Raw genomic sequence first — 17,139 nt, forward strand, 5'->3', positions numbered from 1 at the left:
AGTTCGACCAGACCGCTGACCTGCTGTACAGTCTTCCTCGCAGCCACTTACGAGGGGCTGCGAGCAAGGACCTGTGGAGCAGTTGGTTAGCTCGCCACCCTGTCAAGGTGGAGGTCGCGGGTTCAAGTCCCGTCAGGTTCGCTTTTCACGAAGGCCCGCATCGCGAGATGCGGGCCTTCGTTGTGTTCCCGTGTATTGACGGCGCGGTGCGCCCGCCGGTACCCCGGAGACAGGGCATCGGGGGACCGCAGCGGAGGTGGTCGCGCATGGCCGCGGCATCGGCGGCACGACACGACACGAGAGCGCTGCTGCGCGCCCATCTGGCGGCCGCTTCCCGGTACGGACACCTCACCCGCCACTGCGTGGTCTGCCATCGCCTCCAGCGGCTCGTCATGGAGTTCCCGGACCCCGAGGGGCCGGAGCCGGCGACGGAGGACGAAAGTCCCACCGACCCGTGACCAACGGCGGGTTGGAAGGGATCCCCGGAGTGGCAGGCTGGTGATTGGCAAGGTTTCGCGAGTGTGACGGGTGTCACGGAGTGAGTTTCAAGAACCCCTTCACTTACACCCCTCCTACACCAGCCCGATTTAATATGTGCAATTGCACCACCTCTCGCGGAGTGGCGCCGGGCACAAAAAAGATCGCGCCAGACCCGGCGGAGTCCAGCGCGATCGTTGACGAAGGCCTGTTGGGGCAGGATTCCGTCGGCAGTACTAGGGGTGGGCGACCGGATTGGGGGATCCGGACAGGCCCGGTGTTACAGGGTGCTGCGGGGTGTTGAGCGAGCCTCAGGCCTCGCTGCGCTGCTGCGGAATACCCGCGAGCAGTGCGCGAACTTCAGCCTCGCGGTAACGGCGGTGCCCACCCAGCGTGCGGATGGACGTGAGCTTGCCCGCCTTCGCCCAACGGGTGACCGTCTTCGGGTCCACACGGAACATCGTGGCAACCTCGGCAGGGGTCAGCAGCGGCTCGGCATCAGGGGTGCGAGCGGTCATGAGCGGCCTCCTCGGGAGAACCGAACCAATCTCGGTTCTTTCCTCTAAATTCTGCACCTTGACCCGCCTTGCCCGAAATGGCAGAAGCGGGCCGAGTCGGTTATAGGACGAACGGCTTGTCCTCGGCACTACAACTACACCATCCGTCCAGCCACGTCGGCCAAACCGATGGAATTGCCCTCGCAGGTGTTCATCAGCGGCGGAAGTCGATGGACCATGCCATAACGGACAGTCACGCGGCTGTGACGATCAGTCACAGAGCGATCAGGAGTCCTCAGACCCCCCATAGAGTGCAATGCTGAGCGTTCCGCCCATACTTGGACGGAAGGAACCCTCCCCGGACTCCTTGTCCTATTTTGGCACGAGGGTGGGTGATGGGCGCAAGGGTGCGTTAAGTGCTGTCCGTCACGCTTGAGCCAAAGGCCCGGATCAGGACCAACGTCCTCACCCTCGACGTGCCGAAAGACCTCGGAGCGCCGAGCGCACCGAGAAGCCCCCGGAGCCGTCGGGTCCGGATGCCTGAAGATCATTTACCCCAGCCGGACATGTCTTGTCGATGGCGACCTGACGAAGATGCCCGACTGATGTCAATTCGCACCCCGCAGGTCCCTGACGACCCGCCAGCGCTCCGCGAGCCGCCCGTACACCTCACTGGCCCGCTCGCCGTCCCCCGCCCGCAGCGCCGCGATCCCCTCCGCCATCTCCGCCGCCGACCGCTCCGCCGCCAGCCACTCCTCCGCGACCGCGTGCACCAGGCCCCCGAAGTCCAGCTCCACGAGCGCCCGCGGATGGAACTCCTCCAGCCAGCGGCCCACGTCGACCAGACCCTCCGTCATCGGGCCCTCCTCGATCGACTCCCGCAGGGCCCGCAGCGCCCGCGCGAGCCGCCGCCGCGCCTGCGCCATCGTCGTCCGGTAGCGCAGCACCGGCGCGGTCTCGGGGCCGCCGGGCTCGTACCGCCGGTCCTCGTCCCCGAAGAGCGCGAACCAGCGCAGCGGGACCTGCCAGACCGCCGTACGGATCCACGGCCGCGCGTCGGGGTTCCGCTCCAGCCACCGCTCGTAGTCGCCGGCGATCTGGGACCGCACCACCGGCGGCAGCATCGCGTCGAGCACCGGCCCCGGGTACCCGTCGGCCATCAGCTCCTCGACGGCCAGCCAGCTCCGCAGCCGGGTCCGCCACGGACAGATCACCACCACCCCGTCCAGATGTGCGACGAACGCCTCCGCGCTCTCCTGGACCGGCACCGGCACCGGAGGCGTCGGCAGGAGGTCGGCGAGCGAGCGCCGCAACTCCTCCTGCGCGCCGGGGGTGCGCGGCCGGCGGGCGTACCGGGCCCAGTGGCTCCGCTCCGGCTCGGGGAAAGCGGCCAGCGGCTCGTACACCCGCAGGTAGGACGCGTAGGGGACGAGGACCGAGGAGGCGACCGTCATGCCGCGAATCCTTCCACGGAGGTACTCCGGGAGGGGGTGATCCCGAAGGACAGGGGGTGATCCTGAGCACTGCGGCCGATCTACGCACAGGTAGGACTTACTCTCTTGCCGAACTGGTCCTCCCCCACCCGCAGGGAGGGCCGCAACCGCCGCCTCGTACTTGGGAGTCACCACCGTGACCGATGTGACCGGCGTTCCTGTCGTTCCCGCAGACGTGCTGCACACCCTGTTCCACTCGGAGCAGGGTGGCCACGAGCAAGTCGTGCTCTGCCAGGACCGCGCCACCGGCCTCAAGGCCGTCATCGCCATCCACTCCACCGCCCTGGGCCCGGCCCTCGGCGGGACCCGCTTCTACCCGTACGCCACCGAGGCCGAGGCGATCGCCGACGCGCTCAACCTCTCGCGCGGCATGTCGTACAAGAACGCCATGGCCGGCCTCGACCACGGCGGCGGCAAGGCCGTCATCATCGGGGACCCGGAGAAGATCAAGACCGAGGAGCTGCTGCTCGCCTACGGGCGCATGGTGGCCTCGCTCAACGGCCGCTACGTGACGGCCTGCGACGTCGGCACCTACGTCGCCGACATGGACGTCGTCGCCCGCGAGAACCGGTGGACCACCGGCCGGTCCCCCGAGAACGGCGGCGCCGGCGACTCCTCGGTCCTCACCGCCTTCGGCGTCTTCCAGGGCATGCGCGCCTCCGCGCAGACCCTGTGGGGCGACCCGACGCTGCGCGGCCGCAAGGTCGGCGTCGCGGGCGTCGGCAAGGTCGGCCACTACCTCGTCGAGCACCTCCTGGAGGACGGCGCCGAGGTCGTCATCACCGACGTGCGCGAGGAGTCCGTCCGCCGGATCACCGACAAGCACCCGCGGGTCACCGTCGTCGCCGACACCGACGCGCTGATCCGTGTCGAGGGCCTGGACGTCTACGCGCCCTGCGCGCTCGGCGGCGCCCTGAACGACGAGACCGTGCCCGTGCTCACCGCGAAGATCGTCTGCGGCGCGGCCAACAACCAGCTCGCGCACCCCGGTGTCGAGAAGGACCTGTCGGACCGCGGGATCCTCTACGCGCCCGACTACGTGGTCAACGCCGGTGGCGTGATCCAGGTCGCCGACGAGCTGCACGGCTTCGACTTCGACCGCTGCAAGGCGAAGGCCACGAAGATCTTCGACACCACGCTGGCCATATTCGCACGTGCGAATGCGGACGGAATTCCGCCGGCCGCGGCGGCCGACCGGATCGCCGAGCAGCGGATGGCGGAGGCCCGACGGGGCTGAGCCCCCGCTCGTTTGCACGGAGGGTCGCCCCGCCGATGGGGTGAGGTCGACGAGACTTCGCTCACGCTCCTCGGCGGGTCGACCCTCAAGAAGAGGTTAAAATCGCGATTGACCAGCGAGGAAAGGGCGCCTCGCGGGTTCTGTACCGAGGTATGTGATGCGCACGGCGTACCGTAGAGCCGAGGAAACAGGTACCGTTGAAGCCCTACGGGCCGGTCTCTCTGTCGAGAGCCCGTTCCGAATCATGAACGCGTGTCAAGACTCTGGGGTCATCGAGCCCCGTCACCGAGGGGGTCGAGCCATGGGGCGCGGCCGGGCAAAGGCCAAGCAGACCAAGGTCGCCCGCCAGCTGAAGTACAGCAGCGGCGGGACTGACCTGTCGCGTCTGGCCAATGAGCTGGGCGCTTCGACTTCGAACCAGCCGCCGAATGGCGAGCCGTTCGAGGACGACGACGAGGAAGACGACCCGTACGCGCAGTACGCGTCTCTTTACGACGACGAGGACGAGGACGAGGACGACGAGTCCGGTCCGTCGTCTCCACGTCGCGCTTGACCTTCTGAATCACCGAAACCCGGTCCGGTACACCCGGCCGGGTTTCCGTGCTGTCCTGCTCCGTGCGGATGTGCGGGCAGTGGATGTACGGACATACGGGAGCGGCCCGGCAGCAACCCCTCAGGGGTGCTGCCGGGCCGCTCCCGTATGCGTCCTTACTTGGCGGCGCTTCTAATTCGCGTACGTCCCGACCAGCTCCGCGCCGGTCGTGTGCGCGCCGCGCTCGGTGAGCTCGCCCGCGACCCAGGCCTCGACCCCGCGGTCCGCGAGGGTCGTCAGGGCCACGTCCACGGAGTCGGCCGGCACGACGGCCATCATGCCGACGCCCATGTTCAGGGTCTTCTCCAGCTCCAGGCGCTCCACCTGACCGGCCTTGCCGACCAGGTCGAAGATCGCGCCGGGGGTCCAGGTGGAACGGTCGACCGTGGCGTGCAGGCCGTCCGGGATCACCCGGGCCAGGTTGGCGGCGAGACCGCCGCCCGTGATGTGGCTGTACGCGTGGACGTCCGTGGTCCGGGTGAGGGCCAGGCAGTCCAGCGAGTAGATCTTGGTGGGCTCCAGGAGCTCCTCGCCGAGGGTCCGGCCGAGCTCCTCGACCCGCTGGTCCAGGGTCATGCCGGCGCGGTCGAAGACCACGTGGCGGACGAGCGAGTACCCGTTGGAGTGAAGACCCGAGGAGGCCATGGCGATGACCGCGTCCCCCGTACGGATGCGATCGGCGCCGAGGAGGCGGTCGTACTCCACGACACCCGTGCCGGCGCCGGCGACGTCGAAGTCGTCCGGGCCGAGGAGGCCCGGGTGCTCCGCGGTCTCGCCGCCGACGAGGGCGCAGCCGGCGAGGACGCAGCCCTCGGCGATGCCCTTGACGATGGCGGCGACACGCTCGGGGTGGACCTTGCCGACGCAGATGTAGTCGGTCATGAAGAGCGGCTCGGCACCGCAGACGACGATGTCGTCCATGACCATCGCGACCAGGTCGTGGCCGATCGTGTCGTACACGCCCATCTGGCGGGCGATGTCGACCTTCGTGCCGACGCCGTCGGTCGCCGAGGCGAGCAGCGGACGCTCGTAGCGCTTGAGGGCGGAGGCGTCGAAGAGGCCGGCGAAACCGCCGAGGCCACCGAGGACCTCGGGGCGCTGCGTCTTCTTCACCCACTCCTTCATGAGCTCGACGGCGCGGTCGCCCGCCTCGATGTCGACGCCCGCGCTCGCGTAGCTGGCGCCGCTTCCGGCACTGGTGGACTCAGACATGCTGAAGAACTTTCGTGTCGTACTGCGGGGTGTGCAGCGGGGTCTTACGGGCGGCGCAGGGCGTCGGATGCCGCGGTGGCGGCCGGTCCCGCGGCCAGCTCGGTCTCCAGGAGCTGCTTGCCGAGGAGCTCGGGGTCCGGGAGCTCCATCGGGTACTCGCCGTCGAAGCAGGCACGGCAGAGGTTCGGCTTCTGGATCGTGGTCGCCTCGATCATCCCCTCCAGGGAGATGTACGAGAGCGAGTCCGCACCGAGCGACTTGCCGATCTCGTCGATCGACATGCCGTTGGCGATCAGCTCCGCGCGGGTGGCGAAGTCGATGCCGAAGAAGCAGGGCCACTTCACCGGCGGCGAGGAGATCCGGATGTGGATCTCGGCCGCGCCGGCCTCGCGGAGCATCCGGACGAGAGCGCGCTGGGTGTTGCCGCGGACGATCGAGTCGTCGACGACCACCAGGCGCTTGCCCTTGATGACTTCCTTGAGCGGGTTCAGCTTCAGCCGGATGCCGAGCTGGCGGATGGTCTGCGAGGGCTGGATGAAGGTGCGCCCGACGTAGGCGTTCTTCACCAGGCCCGCGCCGAAGGGGATGCCCGAGGCCTCGGCGTAGCCGATGGCGGCCGGGGTACCGGACTCCGGAGTCGCTATCACCAGGTCGGCGTCGACCGGCGCCTCCTTCGCGAGGCGGCGACCCATCTCCACACGGGAGAGGTAGACGTTCCGCCCGGCGATGTCGGTGTCGGGGCGAGCCAGGTACACGTACTCGAAGACACAGCCCTTGGGCTTCGCTTCCGCGAATCGCGAGGTACGGATGCCGTTCTCGTCGATCGCGATCATCTCGCCCGGCTCGACCTCGCGGACGTAGCTGGCGCCGCAGATGTCGAGGGCGGCGGACTCGGAGGCGACCACCCAGCCGCGCTCCAGGCGGCCGAGGACCAGCGGGCGGATGCCCTGCGGGTCACGGGCGGCGTAGAGCGTGTGCTCGTCCATGAAGACGAGGGAGAAGGCGCCCCGGACATCGGGAAGGACCTTGGCGGCGCCCTCCTCGATGGTGAGCGGCGTGCCCTCGTCGTCGACCTGCGCGGCGAGGAGCGCCGTGAGCAGGTCGGTGTCGTTGGTGGCCGCCACTCGGGTCGAGCGGCCTTCCTTCTTGGGCAGGTCCGCGACCATCTCGGCGAGCTGCGCCGTGTTCACCAGGTTGCCGTTGTGGCCGAGCGCGATCGAGCCGTGGGCGGTTGCCCTGAACGTCGGCTGCGCGTTCTCCCACACGGACGCCCCGGTGGTCGAGTAGCGGGCGTGACCGACCGCGATATGACCTTGGAGGGAACCGAGAGAGGTCTCGTCGAAGACCTGGGACACGAGGCCCATGTCCTTGAAGACGAGGATCTGGGAGCCGTTGCTGACCGCGATTCCCGCGGATTCCTGGCCCCGATGCTGGAGGGCGTAGAGCCCGAAGTACGTGAGCTTTGCGACCTCTTCACCCGGAGCCCAGACACCGAAGACGCCGCAAGCGTCCTGGGGGCCTTTCTCTCCAGGGAGCAAGTCGTGATTGAGTCGACCGTCACCACGTGGCACGTTTCCGAGTGTAGACGGGCTCGACCACTGGTCCGAATGGAAGAAAAGCGGGCTCTGTGCCACTCGTGCGATCGCACGAAATGATCATCTCCGACTTGGAGAGGCCTACGAGGCAGACGCGGGAAGGGATTCCGCCCCCGGGACCCTCATGAGCAGACGCTCGTACCAGCCCGCGAGGGCCTCCGCGATGTGACGGAGTGCACCTCTTTTTGGGGCTCGGTTCACCTCCGGGGCGCTACAGCCGGGCTCACAGGGCCGCGCCCCTTCGGCTCACTCGCCGGTCCCGTGGGTGACGGGCTCCTCTACGGGGTGGCCGTGGCCGTGAGGCCCTCGCCCGAGGGGTCGGTGAGGGTCAGGGTGCGGTGGTCGAGGCGGTAGGTGAGCGGGCCGTCGAGGAGCTCGTACAGCTTCGTCTCCAGCTCCATCTCCGCGCTCGCGCACATCATGCGGGTGGTCGCCGCCGGGCCCTCGACGGTGAGGGTGGTGCCGTCGACGCGAGCGGTGGCGGCGAAGTTGTTGCAGCCCAGGTTGCCGGTGACCCGGCCGTCCTCGCCGAGGACGAAGCGGGCCTTGCTCCCGCTGCCGGCGGGCAGCGAGGCGGCCGTCCCGCCGGAGACGAGCGAGTCGATCTTCCAGGTGGTGCCGCGCAGCGGGGCGCCCGGTTCCGAGGCCAGTTCGAGGTCGTTCCGGCCGTCGGCCGACACGAGGGTGAACCGGCCCCCCTTGATCGTGCCCGTGAGCGGGTCCGAGAAGGCCTTGAGCAGCTCCTTCTCGAAGCGCTCGCGGTCGCCGGGACAGCCGATCTCGGTGATCTCCTGCGGGGTGACGGTGACGATGTCGCCGTTCACCTCGGCGGTGGCGCCGAAGTGGTTACAGCCGGTGTTGCCCTGGGCGCGGCCGTCCTCCGTGAACTCGATGCGTGCGTCGGCGGGGGCGGTGGACCTGCGCCCGTCGACCGTCACGGCCTTGATCGACCAGTGCGTCCCTTCGACGGGCAGGCCGACGCCGACGGTCCCGGCCGGCGCGGCACCGGGGCCCTGCTCGGTGCCGCAGGCGGTGGCGGTGGCGGTGAGGAGCAGGAGGGGGACCAGGGCGGCGAGGGCGCGTGGCTTCGACATGGAAATGGGACGGGCCGACGCGCCGTCCGGTTCCGCGAGGCTCAGCCGAGCACCGGCAGGACGTCGCTCAGGTCCGCGCGCTCGCCGCTCGCGCTCACCCGGGCGGCCTCCTTCTCCGTCGCCCACTCCGCGCGCCCGGTCGCGAGCCTGATCCAGGTCAGCGGGTCCGTCTCGACGACGTTGGGCGGGGTGCCCCGGGTGTGCCGGGGGCCCTCCACACACTGCACGACCGCGTACGGCGGGATCCGCACCTCGACGGCGCCGCCGGGGGCCTTCGCCGCGAGGGCGTCGGCGAGCAGCCGGACGCAGGCGGCGAGGGCCTGCCGGTCGTACGGGATGCCGGCGCCGGTCGCCGCGTTCAGGTCGTCGGTGTGGACGACGAGTTCGACGGTCCGGGTCACGAGGAAGTCGGCGAGGGTCATGACGCCGAAGCGGGTCGGGACGAGCCGCTCCTCGGCGGCGGCCGCGAGCGCCTCCTCGTACCGCGCGGCCGTCCCCGCGTACAGCGCCGGCAGGTCGGCCGCGTCGATCGCCCGGGTGTCCTCGTCGATGCTCGCCGCCTCCGTCGCCGTGGCCAGGGGCCAGTCGAGGAGGGTGAGCTCCCGCTTCGTCGGCTCGGGCTCGTCGAGGTTCCGCGCGACCGCTCCCAGGGCCATCGTCACGTGCGCCGCCAGCTCCCGTACGGTCCACTCCCCCAGCCGGGTCGGCCCGGCGAGCTGCTCGGGCGTGAGCGCCGCCACCCCGTCCCGTACGTTCCCGAACTGGGCGAGCACGGCGGCCCGGATCTTGGCGGAGTCGTAGCTGCGGGTGCGCTTCTTGGCCGGTGGCATGGGGGCGAGGGTAGCCGGAGACTGAGAGGGAGGGAGGGCTTCCCGCACACACCTCAACGCGCACGAGAGGGGTCGAGCAGCCATGGCTGAGCACCCTGACATCGCTCTGGTCCGCCGGGGCTTCGAGGCCTGGACACGAGGGGACATGGAGACCGTCGGCACCCTGATGACGGCGGACTGTACGCACCACTCCCCCGGCAACAGCCAGATATCCGGGCACTTCAAGGGCCGCGACAACATCCTCGCCATGTACGGAAAGATGTTCGAGCTCACCGGCGGCAAGATGCAGGTGGAGATGGACAGCATCAGCATGGACGGCCGCGGGCACGTGGTGGCGTCGAACAAGTTCTTCGCCGAGCGCGGTGACCGCGGCATCGAGATGAAGGGCGCGCTGATCTTCACGATCATGGGCGGCAAGATCACCGACATCGACGAGTGCGTCGAGGACATCGAGCAGTCCGACGCCTTCTGGGGTCAGGCCGAGGGCTGAGAGTCCGCCGCTGGCGCTGCCGCCGCCGCCGCGAAGGTCGCGCCGTTCGCCGGTACGCCGATCCCGGTCCAGGTGAACGGGACGCCCAGAGCCGTGTCCAGGTCCGGGCCGTCCATCAGCTGGAAGTGCACGTGGGGCTCGGTGGAGTTGCCCGAGTTGCCGCACCGGGCGAGTTCCTGGCCGGCGACGACCCGGTCGCCCGCCCGCACGGCCAGTGAGCCGCGCCGCAGGTGCGCGTACATCGCGTACGTACCGTCGCCGAGGTCGAGGACGAGGTGGTTGCCGGTCACGCGGCGGGCGCCGGCGAGCGCGCGGACGGAGGACTCGATCAGGATCAGGTAGAGCAGCGCGGGCAGCGAGTTGCGGCTGAGGTGGTCGCGCTGGCCGTCCTCCGCGTGGACGACGGTCGCGTCGGCGACGGCGAGAAGGGGCGCGTCGAAGGCGGGGAAGTCCCGGTTGTCGCGGACCAGGGGCCAGAGCCAGGCGAAGGAGGGGCGCGGACGCTTCTCGTCCTCCTCCACGATGTCGATGGCGTACGTCTGACCGAAGCGGTGCGTGCCGTGGCTGGGCGTCCGGTCGGCCGGGCTGTTGAGGGCCGACCAGTGGCCGGTGACCGGCGGGCCCACCTCGACCGCCGCCCGGTGCTCCGTCGCGACCCGGCGGCGGGCCGTCGCGGAGATCGCGAGACCGAGTCCGACGGCGGCGATCGCCGGCAGCCACCCCGCCCAGTACGGATAGGGCGGCTCGACGGCCACCGAGGCGAGCGCCTGCACGATGAACAGCAGCCAGAGCGCGCGGTGCAGCACGGTCATGGACTTGTGCGAAAGCATGGATGTTCCCCCTGAGGTCCCTGAGTTCCCCTGTGTCGGTCTCCACGGGCCGGCGGTCTCTACGGGCCCGCGGTCTCTACGGGCGGGCTGCGGTGAGCATCACCATGAGCGGGACGACCCGCGCTGCGGGCACCTCGTAGCGGCCCCGGCCCGTCGTGTGGAGCCAGCCCGCGCCGGTGAGCTGCTTCAGGTGGTGGTAGATCTGGCCGGTCGTGCCGATCTCCGCCAACTCCGCCAGCTCGGCGGCGGTGCGGCGGCCACCGAGGATCTCCCGCAGCAGCCGGAGCCGTACGGGATGGCCGAGCGCGGCGAAGGAGTCGGCGGTCTCGGCCCACTCCTCGTCGAGCAGCCGCTCGGTGAACGCGCCGAACTGCCACTCGTACCGCTCCTCGGTCGGCAGCCGGACCGAACCCGTGAACAGCACACCGCCGTCGGCGCCCTTCGCCCCCGCCTCCGCGAGGTCCGCCTTGAGCCCTTCCAAGGCCCAGAAGGTGGCGTCGGTGACCTCGGGTGCGGGGCGCTCGGCGCCTTCCAGGGCGGCCATGCGCCGTTCGAGTGCGGCGACCCGCTCTTCCAGCTCCATGACTCGGAGATTACGTAATTACGTAATCTCGTGCAAGTAGGAACCGCCGGAAACGAGAAAGCCCCCGCCCGGACCCGAAGGTCCCGGCGGGGGCTCGCTCAGAGCGTCGGATCAGGCCAGGAGGGCCGGGATCGTCGCCTCGTGGGCCGTACGCAGCTCCTCAAGGGAGAGCGCGAACTCGCCCTGGACGTCCACGACGTCACCGTCGACGACACCGATCCGGGCCGCCGGCAGACCCCGCGCACCGCACATGTCGGTGAAGCGGAGCTCCTCGCTGCGCGGGACGGCGACGACCGCACGGCCCGCCGACTCGCTGAAGAGGAAGGTGAAGGCGTCCAGGCCCTCCGGGACGACCAGGCGCGCGCCGTTCCCGCCGCGCAGGCAGGACTCGACGACCGCCTGCACGAGACCGCCGTCGGACAGGTCGTGCGCCGCGTCGATCATGCCGTCGCGGGAGGCCGAGATCAGGATCTCGCCGAGCAGCTTCTCCCGGTCGAGGTCCACGGCCGGCGGCATGCCGCCGAGGTGCTGGTGGATGACCTCGGACCAGGCCGAGCCGCCGAACTCCTCACGCGTGTCGCCGAGCAGGTAGAGGAGCTGGCCCTCTTCCGCGAAGGCGATCGGCGTACGGCGGTTGACGTCGTCGATCACACCGAGCACGGCCACGACCGGCGTCGGGTGGATCGCGGTCTCGCCCGTCTGGTTGTAGAGCGAGACGTTGCCACCGGTGACCGGGGTGCCGAGCTGGAGGCAGCCGTCCGCGAGACCACGGGTGGCCTCGGCGAACTGCCACATGACAGCCGGGTCCTCGGGCGAACCGAAGTTCAGGCAGTCCGAGATGGCGAGCGGCTTGGCACCGGACGCGGCGACGTTGCGGTACGCCTCCGCCAGCGCGAGCTGCGCACCCGTGTAGGGGTCGAGCTTCGCGTACCGGCCGTTGCCGTCGGTCGCCATGGCCACGCCGAGGTTGGTCTCCTCGTCGATGCGGACCATGCCCGCGTCCTCGGGCTGCGCCAGGACCGTGTTGCCCTGCACGAACCGGTCGTACTGGTCCGTGATCCAGGACTTCGAGGCCTGGTTCGGGGAGGAGACGAGCTTCAGGACCTGGTCCTTCAGCGCGGCGCCGTCCTGCGGCCGGGGCAGCTTGCCGGCGTCGTCGGCCTGGAGCGCGTCCTGCCACTCCGGGCGGGCGTACGGCCGGTGGTAGGTCGGACCCTCGTGGGCGACGGAGCGCGGCGGCACGTCGACGATCTGCTCGCCGTGCCAGAAGATCTCCAGGCGCTCGCCCTCGGTCACCTCACCGATGACGGTGGCGATGACGTCCCACTTCTCGCAGATCTCCAGGAAGCGGTCGACGTGCTGCGGCTCGACGATCGCGCACATGCGCTCCTGCGACTCGCTCATGAGGATTTCCTCGGGCGAGAGCGTCGCGTCGCGCAGGTGGACCTTCTCGAGGTCGACGTGCATGCCGCCGGAACCGGCGGAGGCCAGCTCGGACGTGGCGCAGGAGAGCCCGGCGCCGCCGAGGTCCTGGATGCCCGCGACCAGCTTCTCCTTGAAGATCTCCAGGGTGCACTCGATGAGGAGCTTCTCCTGGAACGGGTCGCCGACCTGCACGGCGGGGCGCTTGGTGGGCTTGGTGTCGTCGAAGGTCTCGGACGCGAGGACCGAGACGCCGCCGATGCCGTCGCCGCCCGTGCGGGCGCCGTAGAGGATGACCTTGTTGCCCGGGCCGGAGGCCTGGGCGAGGTGGATGTCCTCGTGCTTCATGACGCCGATGCAGCCGGCGTTGACCAGCGGGTTGCCCTGGTAGCAGGAGTCGAAGACGACCTCGCCGCCGATGTTCGGCAGGCCCAGGCAGTTGCCGTAGCCGCCGATGCCCGCGACGACACCGGGCAGCACGCGCTTGGTGTCGGGGTGGTCGGCCGCGCCGAAGCGCAGCGGGTCGACGACCGCGACCGGGCGGGCGCCCATGGCGAGGATGTCGCGGACGATGCCGCCCACGCCGGTGGCCGCGCCCTGGTAGGGCTCGATGTACGAGGGGTGGTTGTGCGACTCGACCTTGAAGGTGACCGCGTACCCCTGGCCCACGTCGACGACGCCGGCGTTCTCGCCGATGCCGACGAGCATGGCGTCGTTCTCGGGGACCTTCTCGCCGAACTGCTTCAGGTGGACCTTGCTGCTCTTGTAGGAGCAGTGCTCGGACCACATGACGGAGTACATGGCGAGCTCGGCGCCGGTGGGACGGCGGCCCAGGATCTCGCGGATGCGCGCGTACTCGTCCTCCTTGAGGCCGAGCTCCTTCCAGGGCTGCTCGCTGTCCGGCGTCTCGCTCGCGTGCTTGACGGTGTCGAGGCTCATCAGGCGTTGACCAGCTTCTTGAGGATCGAGGTGAAGAAACCGAGGCCGTCCGTCTTGCCGGTACCGATCAGCGGCTCGACGGCGTGCTCCGGGTGCGGCATGAGGCCGACCACGTTGCCCGCGGCGTTGGTGATGCCCGCGATGTCGCGCAGCGAGCCGTTGGGGTTCACGTCCAGGTAGCGGAAGGCCACCCGCCCCTCGGCCTCGAGCTCGTCGAGCACGCGCTCGTCGGCGACGTACCGGCCGTCCATGTTCTTGAGCGGGACCTCGATCTCCTGGTCCCGCTCGTAGTCGGACGTCCAGGCGGTCTCCGCGTTCTCCACCCGCAGCTTCTGGTCGCGGCAGATGAAGTGGAGGTGGTTGTTGCGCAGCATCGCGCCCGGCAGCAGATGGGCCTCGGTGAGGATCTGGAAGCCGTTGCAGATGCCGAGGACGGGCATGCCCGCCTTGGCCTGCTCGATGATGCTCTCCATCACCGGCGAGAAGCGGGAGATGGCTCCGGCCCGCAGGTAGTCGCCGTAGGAGAAACCGCCGGCCAGGACCACGGCGTCGACCTGCTTGAGGTCCTTGTCGCGGTGCCAGAGCGAGACGGGCTCGGCGCCCGCGAGGCGGGCCGCGCGCAGCGCGTCCTGGTCGTCGAGCGTTCCGGGGAACGTGACGACGCCGATGCGTGCGGTCACGACTCGACCTTCACGACGAAGTCTTCGATCACGGTGTTTGCAAGGAAGGTTTCGGCCATCTCATGGATGCGGGCGAGGGCGGCGTCGTCGACCGGCCCCTCCACCTCCAGCTCGAAGCGCTTCCCCTGACGGACGTCGGCGATTCCGGCGAATCCCAGGCGAGGCAGTGCACGCTGCACCGCCTGCCCCTGAGGGTCCAGAATCTCCGGCTTGAGCATGACGTCGACTACGACGCGTGCCACTGGCACTCCCGGTGGTGTGTTGCGTGGGCGGTTCCCTCAGCGTACCTGCCTCCAAATTCTACGCGGGTAGAGATCTGAAGGATCCTCCAAAGAGATCCGCCAAAGACCCGTGAACGGACCACGAACGGACCGCGAACACCACCTACCACCCACACGCACACTCACGCGCAAATTTCCAGTGAAATATTGCGTCCCTCAATCTGCCGGGACACGCTGAAACAATTGCCAGGGCTTCACAATGCGACGTCCACCGCTGTACAAAGGAATACAGAGGAAAGCAGCATTGTCCCGGCACAGCCGAACGGTCGGCATCGTCGCACGTCAGAGACGTCACAAGCGTCGTTCCGACCCCGGCGGCCGCAGGAAAGGACCGATATCCGTGGCTCAGCGTGTGGTGGTCACTCTCTCCGATGACATCGACGGCGGAGAAGCTGCTGAGACGGTCGCGTTCGGCCTCGACGGGAAGACGTACGAGATCGACCTGAATGCTGCCAATGCAAAGAAACTCCGCAAGACCCTCGCCCCCTACCTCGCCGCCGGCCGCAAGCAGGCGGCCGGAGCGAAGGCCGGGACGAAGGAGCGAGCGGGCGTCGAGACCTACACCCGGACCGCGCTCGCGCCCGACCCGGCGGCGGTCCGCGCCTGGGCGCAGTCCAACAAGATGGACGTGCCCGCCAGGGGCCGCATCCCGAAGAAGGTCTACGAGGCGTTCCACGCCGCGAGCTGACGCGCGCCGGGAGCTGACACGCGCCGGGAGCGGATTTGCATTCCACCCCCCATGATCCGCTAGAGTCTGGAACACGCCGAGGGGCGAGGCCGCAGGGCCGAACCTCACGCAGCGTGCGGGTGTAGTTCAGTAGTAGAACATCCCCCTTCCAGGGGGAAGGCGCAGTGTGCAATTCCTGTCACCCGCTCTGCATCGCATTACCAAGCACTCCGGTGCATCAGGTAGAGTGGTGCTCGCGCCGCCCAGTGAAAGCTGGTCGGAGGCATGCGGACGTGGCTCAGTTGGTAGAGCATCACCTTGCCAAGGTGAGGGTCGCGAGTTCGAATCTCGTCGTCCGCTCAGGAAGTCGAAGGCCCCGGTTCTCAGGAACCGGGGCCTTCGTCGTGCCCCCGTCCCTCGCGCCGGCCCCATGACATTTGTCAGAAGCCGCGATGACAGCGCGCACTGCCGGACGGCCCCGGCCGCCGCGAGGCTGGTCACATGACCAACGCGATCGAAGCGGAAGGCCTGCGCCGCGGCTACTCCGGCGGCTTCGAGGCCGTGCGCGGCATCTCCTTCACCGTCCCCCACGGCGAGATCTTCGCCCTGCTCGGCACCAACGGCGCCGGCAAGACCTCCACCGTCGAACTCCTGGAGGGCCTCGCCGCCCCCAGCGCCGGAACCGCCCGCGTCCTCGGCCACGACCCGTACCGCGAACGGGCCGCCGTCCGGCCGCGCATCGGGGTGATGCTCCAGGAGGGCGGCTTCCCCAGCGATCTGACCGTGGCCGAAACCGTACGGATGTGGGCGGGCTGCACCACCGGTGCCCGGCCCGCCGGCGAGGCACTGGAGGCCGTCGGACTCGGCTCCCGTGACCGCGTCCGGATCAAGCAGCTCTCCGGCGGCGAGCGGCGGCGCCTCGACCTCGCGCTCGCGCTCCTCGGCCGCCCCGAGGTCCTCTTCCTCGACGAGCCGACCACCGGACTCGACGCGGAAGGGCGGCACGACACCTGGGAACTGGTGCGGGCGCTGCGCGACGAGGGGACGACCGTGCTCCTCACCACGCACTACCTGGAGGAGGCCGAGTCCCTGGCCGACCGGCTCGCGATCATGCACCGGGGGCGGATCGTGCTCTCCGGCACCCCGGCCGAGGTCACCGCCGCCCGGCCCGCCCGCATCCGCTTCACCCTCCCCGAGGGAGTCGAGGCCGCCCGGCTGCCGCTCGCGCTGAAGGCCGCGGCCGAGGGTCCGCGCGTGGAGATCCGTACGCACGCGCTGCAAGACGACCTCACCACGCTCCTCGGCTGGGCCCGGGAGAACGGCGTACGGCTCGACGGGCTCGACGCGCGGTCCGCCTCCCTCGAAGAGGCGTTCCTGGAGATCGCCTCCCGCATCGACGACGCCCCGGACCTGGACATGGACCGGAACGTGGACCTGGAGACCGCCCGATGAACGCGACCGCACGCCGGATGACCTCGCTCGGACGGGCCGAGCTCACCCTCCTCGGGCGGAACAAGAACAATCTCTTCATCGCCCTCCTGATGCCGCTGATGATGATCTTCGTGCTGCGGTCCTCGCTCGGGCAGATGAGTGCGGGAGAGCTGCCCGGCGGCATGGCGGGGACCACCGTCATCGGCGGGACGGGGCTGGTCCTCGTCCTCGTCGTCTACATGGGCCTCGTCTCCGCCCTCGTGGCCCGGCGCGAGGAGCTCGTCCTCAAGCGGCTGCGCACGGGCGAGGCGACCGACCTGGAGATCCTCGGCGGCGCCGCGCTCCCGTCCGCCGCCATCGCGCTCGTCCAGTGCGCCGTCCTCGCCGTCGGCGGCGTCCTCGTCCTCGACGTCCCCGCGCCCCGGCGGCCGGACCTGCTCGTCCTCGGTCTGCTCGCCGCGATCCTGCTGCTCGCCGGACTGGCGGCCGCGACCACCGCCATCACGCGGAACGTCGAGAGCGCGGGCCTCACCACGCTGCCGTTCTTCCTGATCTCGGCCATGGGCTCGGGGCTGATGGTCCCGCTCGACGTCCTTCCGGACCCGGCCGCGAACATCGCCCGGCTGCTGCCGTTCAGCGGAGTCATGGAGTTCGTGCGGGCCGGGTGGCTCGGCGCCGGCGACACCAAGGACCTCATGACCGCCGCGCTCACCACGCTGGCCTGGGGCGTCCTCACCGTGTTTGCTGTCCGCAGGTGGTTCCGCTGGGAACCCCGCAGGTGAATCAGGG

At 69.7% G+C, this 17,139-nt stretch carries 18 protein-coding genes and 3 tRNA genes; 10 read left to right on the top strand and 11 right to left on the bottom strand.

Going from position 1 to position 17,139, the window contains the following annotated elements:
• The first annotated feature begins 67 nt into the window (after positions 1 to 67).
• Together ACIBG6_RS17125 and ACIBG6_RS17130 are read left to right on the top strand one after the other, a co-directional pair.
• Positions 68 to 141 (top strand) — tRNA-Asp (locus ACIBG6_RS17125).
• A gap of 125 nt (positions 142 to 266) precedes the next feature.
• Positions 267 to 458, top strand: a complete 192-nt coding sequence (locus ACIBG6_RS17130; RefSeq protein ID WP_399223417.1) for a DUF6274 family protein — start codon at positions 267 to 269, stop codon at positions 456 to 458.
• Positions 459 to 788: 330 nt separating this feature from the next.
• Here ACIBG6_RS17130 and bldC read toward each other — a convergent pair whose 3' ends face one another.
• Both bldC and ACIBG6_RS17140 read right to left on the bottom strand, forming a co-directional pair.
• On the bottom strand, positions 789 to 995 hold the full coding sequence (bldC, locus tag ACIBG6_RS17135) for a developmental transcriptional regulator BldC (protein ID WP_003949541.1): 207 nt from the start codon (positions 993 to 995) through the stop codon (positions 789 to 791).
• Between the two features lie 587 nt (positions 996 to 1,582).
• Positions 1,583 to 2,428: a hypothetical protein gene (locus ACIBG6_RS17140; protein ID WP_399223418.1), complete on the bottom strand. Its 846-nt coding sequence runs from the start codon at positions 2,426 to 2,428 to the stop codon at positions 1,583 to 1,585.
• 175 nt (positions 2,429 to 2,603) lie between these two features.
• Between ACIBG6_RS17140 and ACIBG6_RS17145 the strand changes: the two genes are divergently transcribed.
• Together ACIBG6_RS17145 and ACIBG6_RS17150 are read left to right on the top strand one after the other, a co-directional pair.
• The gene (locus ACIBG6_RS17145; protein WP_399223419.1) at positions 2,604 to 3,704 is read left to right on the top strand and encodes a Leu/Phe/Val dehydrogenase; all 1,101 of its coding nucleotides are present in this window, start codon (positions 2,604 to 2,606) and stop codon (positions 3,702 to 3,704) included.
• Between the two features lie 301 nt (positions 3,705 to 4,005).
• Positions 4,006 to 4,257: a DUF3073 domain-containing protein gene (locus ACIBG6_RS17150; protein ID WP_024756846.1), complete on the top strand. Its 252-nt coding sequence runs from the start codon at positions 4,006 to 4,008 to the stop codon at positions 4,255 to 4,257.
• Between the two features lie 171 nt (positions 4,258 to 4,428).
• Here the strand turns inward: ACIBG6_RS17150 and purM are convergent, their stop codons facing one another.
• The 4 genes from purM to ACIBG6_RS17170 form a co-directional block, all read right to left on the bottom strand.
• Positions 4,429 to 5,508, bottom strand: a complete 1,080-nt coding sequence (gene purM / locus ACIBG6_RS17155) for a phosphoribosylformylglycinamidine cyclo-ligase (protein WP_399223420.1) — start codon at positions 5,506 to 5,508, stop codon at positions 4,429 to 4,431.
• 44 nt (positions 5,509 to 5,552) lie between these two features.
• On the bottom strand, positions 5,553 to 7,079 hold the full coding sequence (gene purF, locus ACIBG6_RS17160) for an amidophosphoribosyltransferase (RefSeq protein ID WP_399223421.1): 1,527 nt from the start codon (positions 7,077 to 7,079) through the stop codon (positions 5,553 to 5,555).
• Between the two features lie 302 nt (positions 7,080 to 7,381).
• Positions 7,382 to 8,197, bottom strand: coding sequence for an META domain-containing protein (locus tag ACIBG6_RS17165; RefSeq protein ID WP_399223423.1), 816 nt, complete (start codon positions 8,195 to 8,197; stop codon positions 7,382 to 7,384).
• A gap of 41 nt (positions 8,198 to 8,238) precedes the next feature.
• Positions 8,239 to 9,027, bottom strand: a complete 789-nt coding sequence (locus tag ACIBG6_RS17170; RefSeq protein WP_399223424.1) for a sterol carrier family protein — start codon at positions 9,025 to 9,027, stop codon at positions 8,239 to 8,241.
• A gap of 82 nt (positions 9,028 to 9,109) precedes the next feature.
• Here ACIBG6_RS17170 and ACIBG6_RS17175 point away from each other — a divergent pair, with 82 nt between their 5' ends.
• A complete protein-coding gene (locus ACIBG6_RS17175) occupies positions 9,110 to 9,517 on the top strand; it encodes a nuclear transport factor 2 family protein (RefSeq protein ID WP_399223425.1) in 408 nt (135 codons plus the stop codon).
• On the opposite strand, the gene ACIBG6_RS17180 is transcribed toward ACIBG6_RS17175, so the two are convergent.
• The 5 genes from ACIBG6_RS17180 to purS form a co-directional block, all read right to left on the bottom strand.
• The gene (locus ACIBG6_RS17180; RefSeq protein WP_399223426.1) at positions 9,502 to 10,347 is read right to left on the bottom strand and encodes a M23 family metallopeptidase; all 846 of its coding nucleotides are present in this window, start codon (positions 10,345 to 10,347) and stop codon (positions 9,502 to 9,504) included. The genes ACIBG6_RS17175 and ACIBG6_RS17180 overlap by 16 nt on opposite strands.
• Before the next feature lie 76 nt (positions 10,348 to 10,423).
• Entirely contained in the window at positions 10,424 to 10,930 is a 507-nt protein-coding gene (locus tag ACIBG6_RS17185; RefSeq protein WP_399223427.1) for an ArsR/SmtB family transcription factor, read from the bottom strand.
• A gap of 111 nt (positions 10,931 to 11,041) precedes the next feature.
• Positions 11,042 to 13,291: a phosphoribosylformylglycinamidine synthase subunit PurL gene (gene purL / locus ACIBG6_RS17190; protein ID WP_399223428.1), complete on the bottom strand. Its 2,250-nt coding sequence runs from the start codon at positions 13,289 to 13,291 to the stop codon at positions 11,042 to 11,044.
• The gene (purQ, locus tag ACIBG6_RS17195; protein ID WP_399223429.1) at positions 13,291 to 13,971 is read right to left on the bottom strand and encodes a phosphoribosylformylglycinamidine synthase subunit PurQ; all 681 of its coding nucleotides are present in this window, start codon (positions 13,969 to 13,971) and stop codon (positions 13,291 to 13,293) included. The genes purL and purQ overlap by 1 nt, the downstream gene beginning before the upstream one ends.
• Entirely contained in the window at positions 13,968 to 14,213 is a 246-nt protein-coding gene (gene purS, locus ACIBG6_RS17200; RefSeq protein WP_015035032.1) for a phosphoribosylformylglycinamidine synthase subunit PurS, read from the bottom strand. The genes purQ and purS overlap by 4 nt, the downstream gene beginning before the upstream one ends.
• A 379-nt stretch (positions 14,214 to 14,592) precedes the next feature.
• Between purS and ACIBG6_RS17205 the strand changes: the two genes are divergently transcribed.
• The 5 genes from ACIBG6_RS17205 (at position 14,593) to ACIBG6_RS17225 (ending at position 17,132) form a co-directional block, all read left to right on the top strand.
• Positions 14,593 to 14,940, top strand: coding sequence for an Lsr2 family protein (locus ACIBG6_RS17205; RefSeq protein ID WP_399223430.1), 348 nt, complete (start codon positions 14,593 to 14,595; stop codon positions 14,938 to 14,940).
• A 115-nt stretch (positions 14,941 to 15,055) separates the two neighbouring features.
• Positions 15,056 to 15,127: transfer RNA gene (locus ACIBG6_RS17210), tRNA-Gly, on the top strand.
• A 79-nt stretch (positions 15,128 to 15,206) separates the two neighbouring features.
• Positions 15,207 to 15,279, top strand: a tRNA-Gly gene (locus ACIBG6_RS17215).
• A 141-nt stretch (positions 15,280 to 15,420) separates the two neighbouring features.
• Positions 15,421 to 16,371, top strand: a complete 951-nt coding sequence (locus ACIBG6_RS17220; protein WP_399223431.1) for an ABC transporter ATP-binding protein — start codon at positions 15,421 to 15,423, stop codon at positions 16,369 to 16,371.
• Positions 16,368 to 17,132, top strand: a complete 765-nt coding sequence (locus ACIBG6_RS17225) for an ABC transporter permease (RefSeq protein ID WP_399223432.1) — start codon at positions 16,368 to 16,370, stop codon at positions 17,130 to 17,132. Before ACIBG6_RS17220 ends, ACIBG6_RS17225 begins: the two co-directional genes overlap by 4 nt.
• The last annotated feature ends 7 nt before the right edge of the window (positions 17,133 to 17,139 follow it).

This window comes from Streptomyces sp. NPDC050842 (assembly GCF_044456565.1).
In the GTDB taxonomy this organism is placed as follows: domain Bacteria; phylum Actinomycetota; class Actinomycetes; order Streptomycetales; family Streptomycetaceae; genus Streptomyces.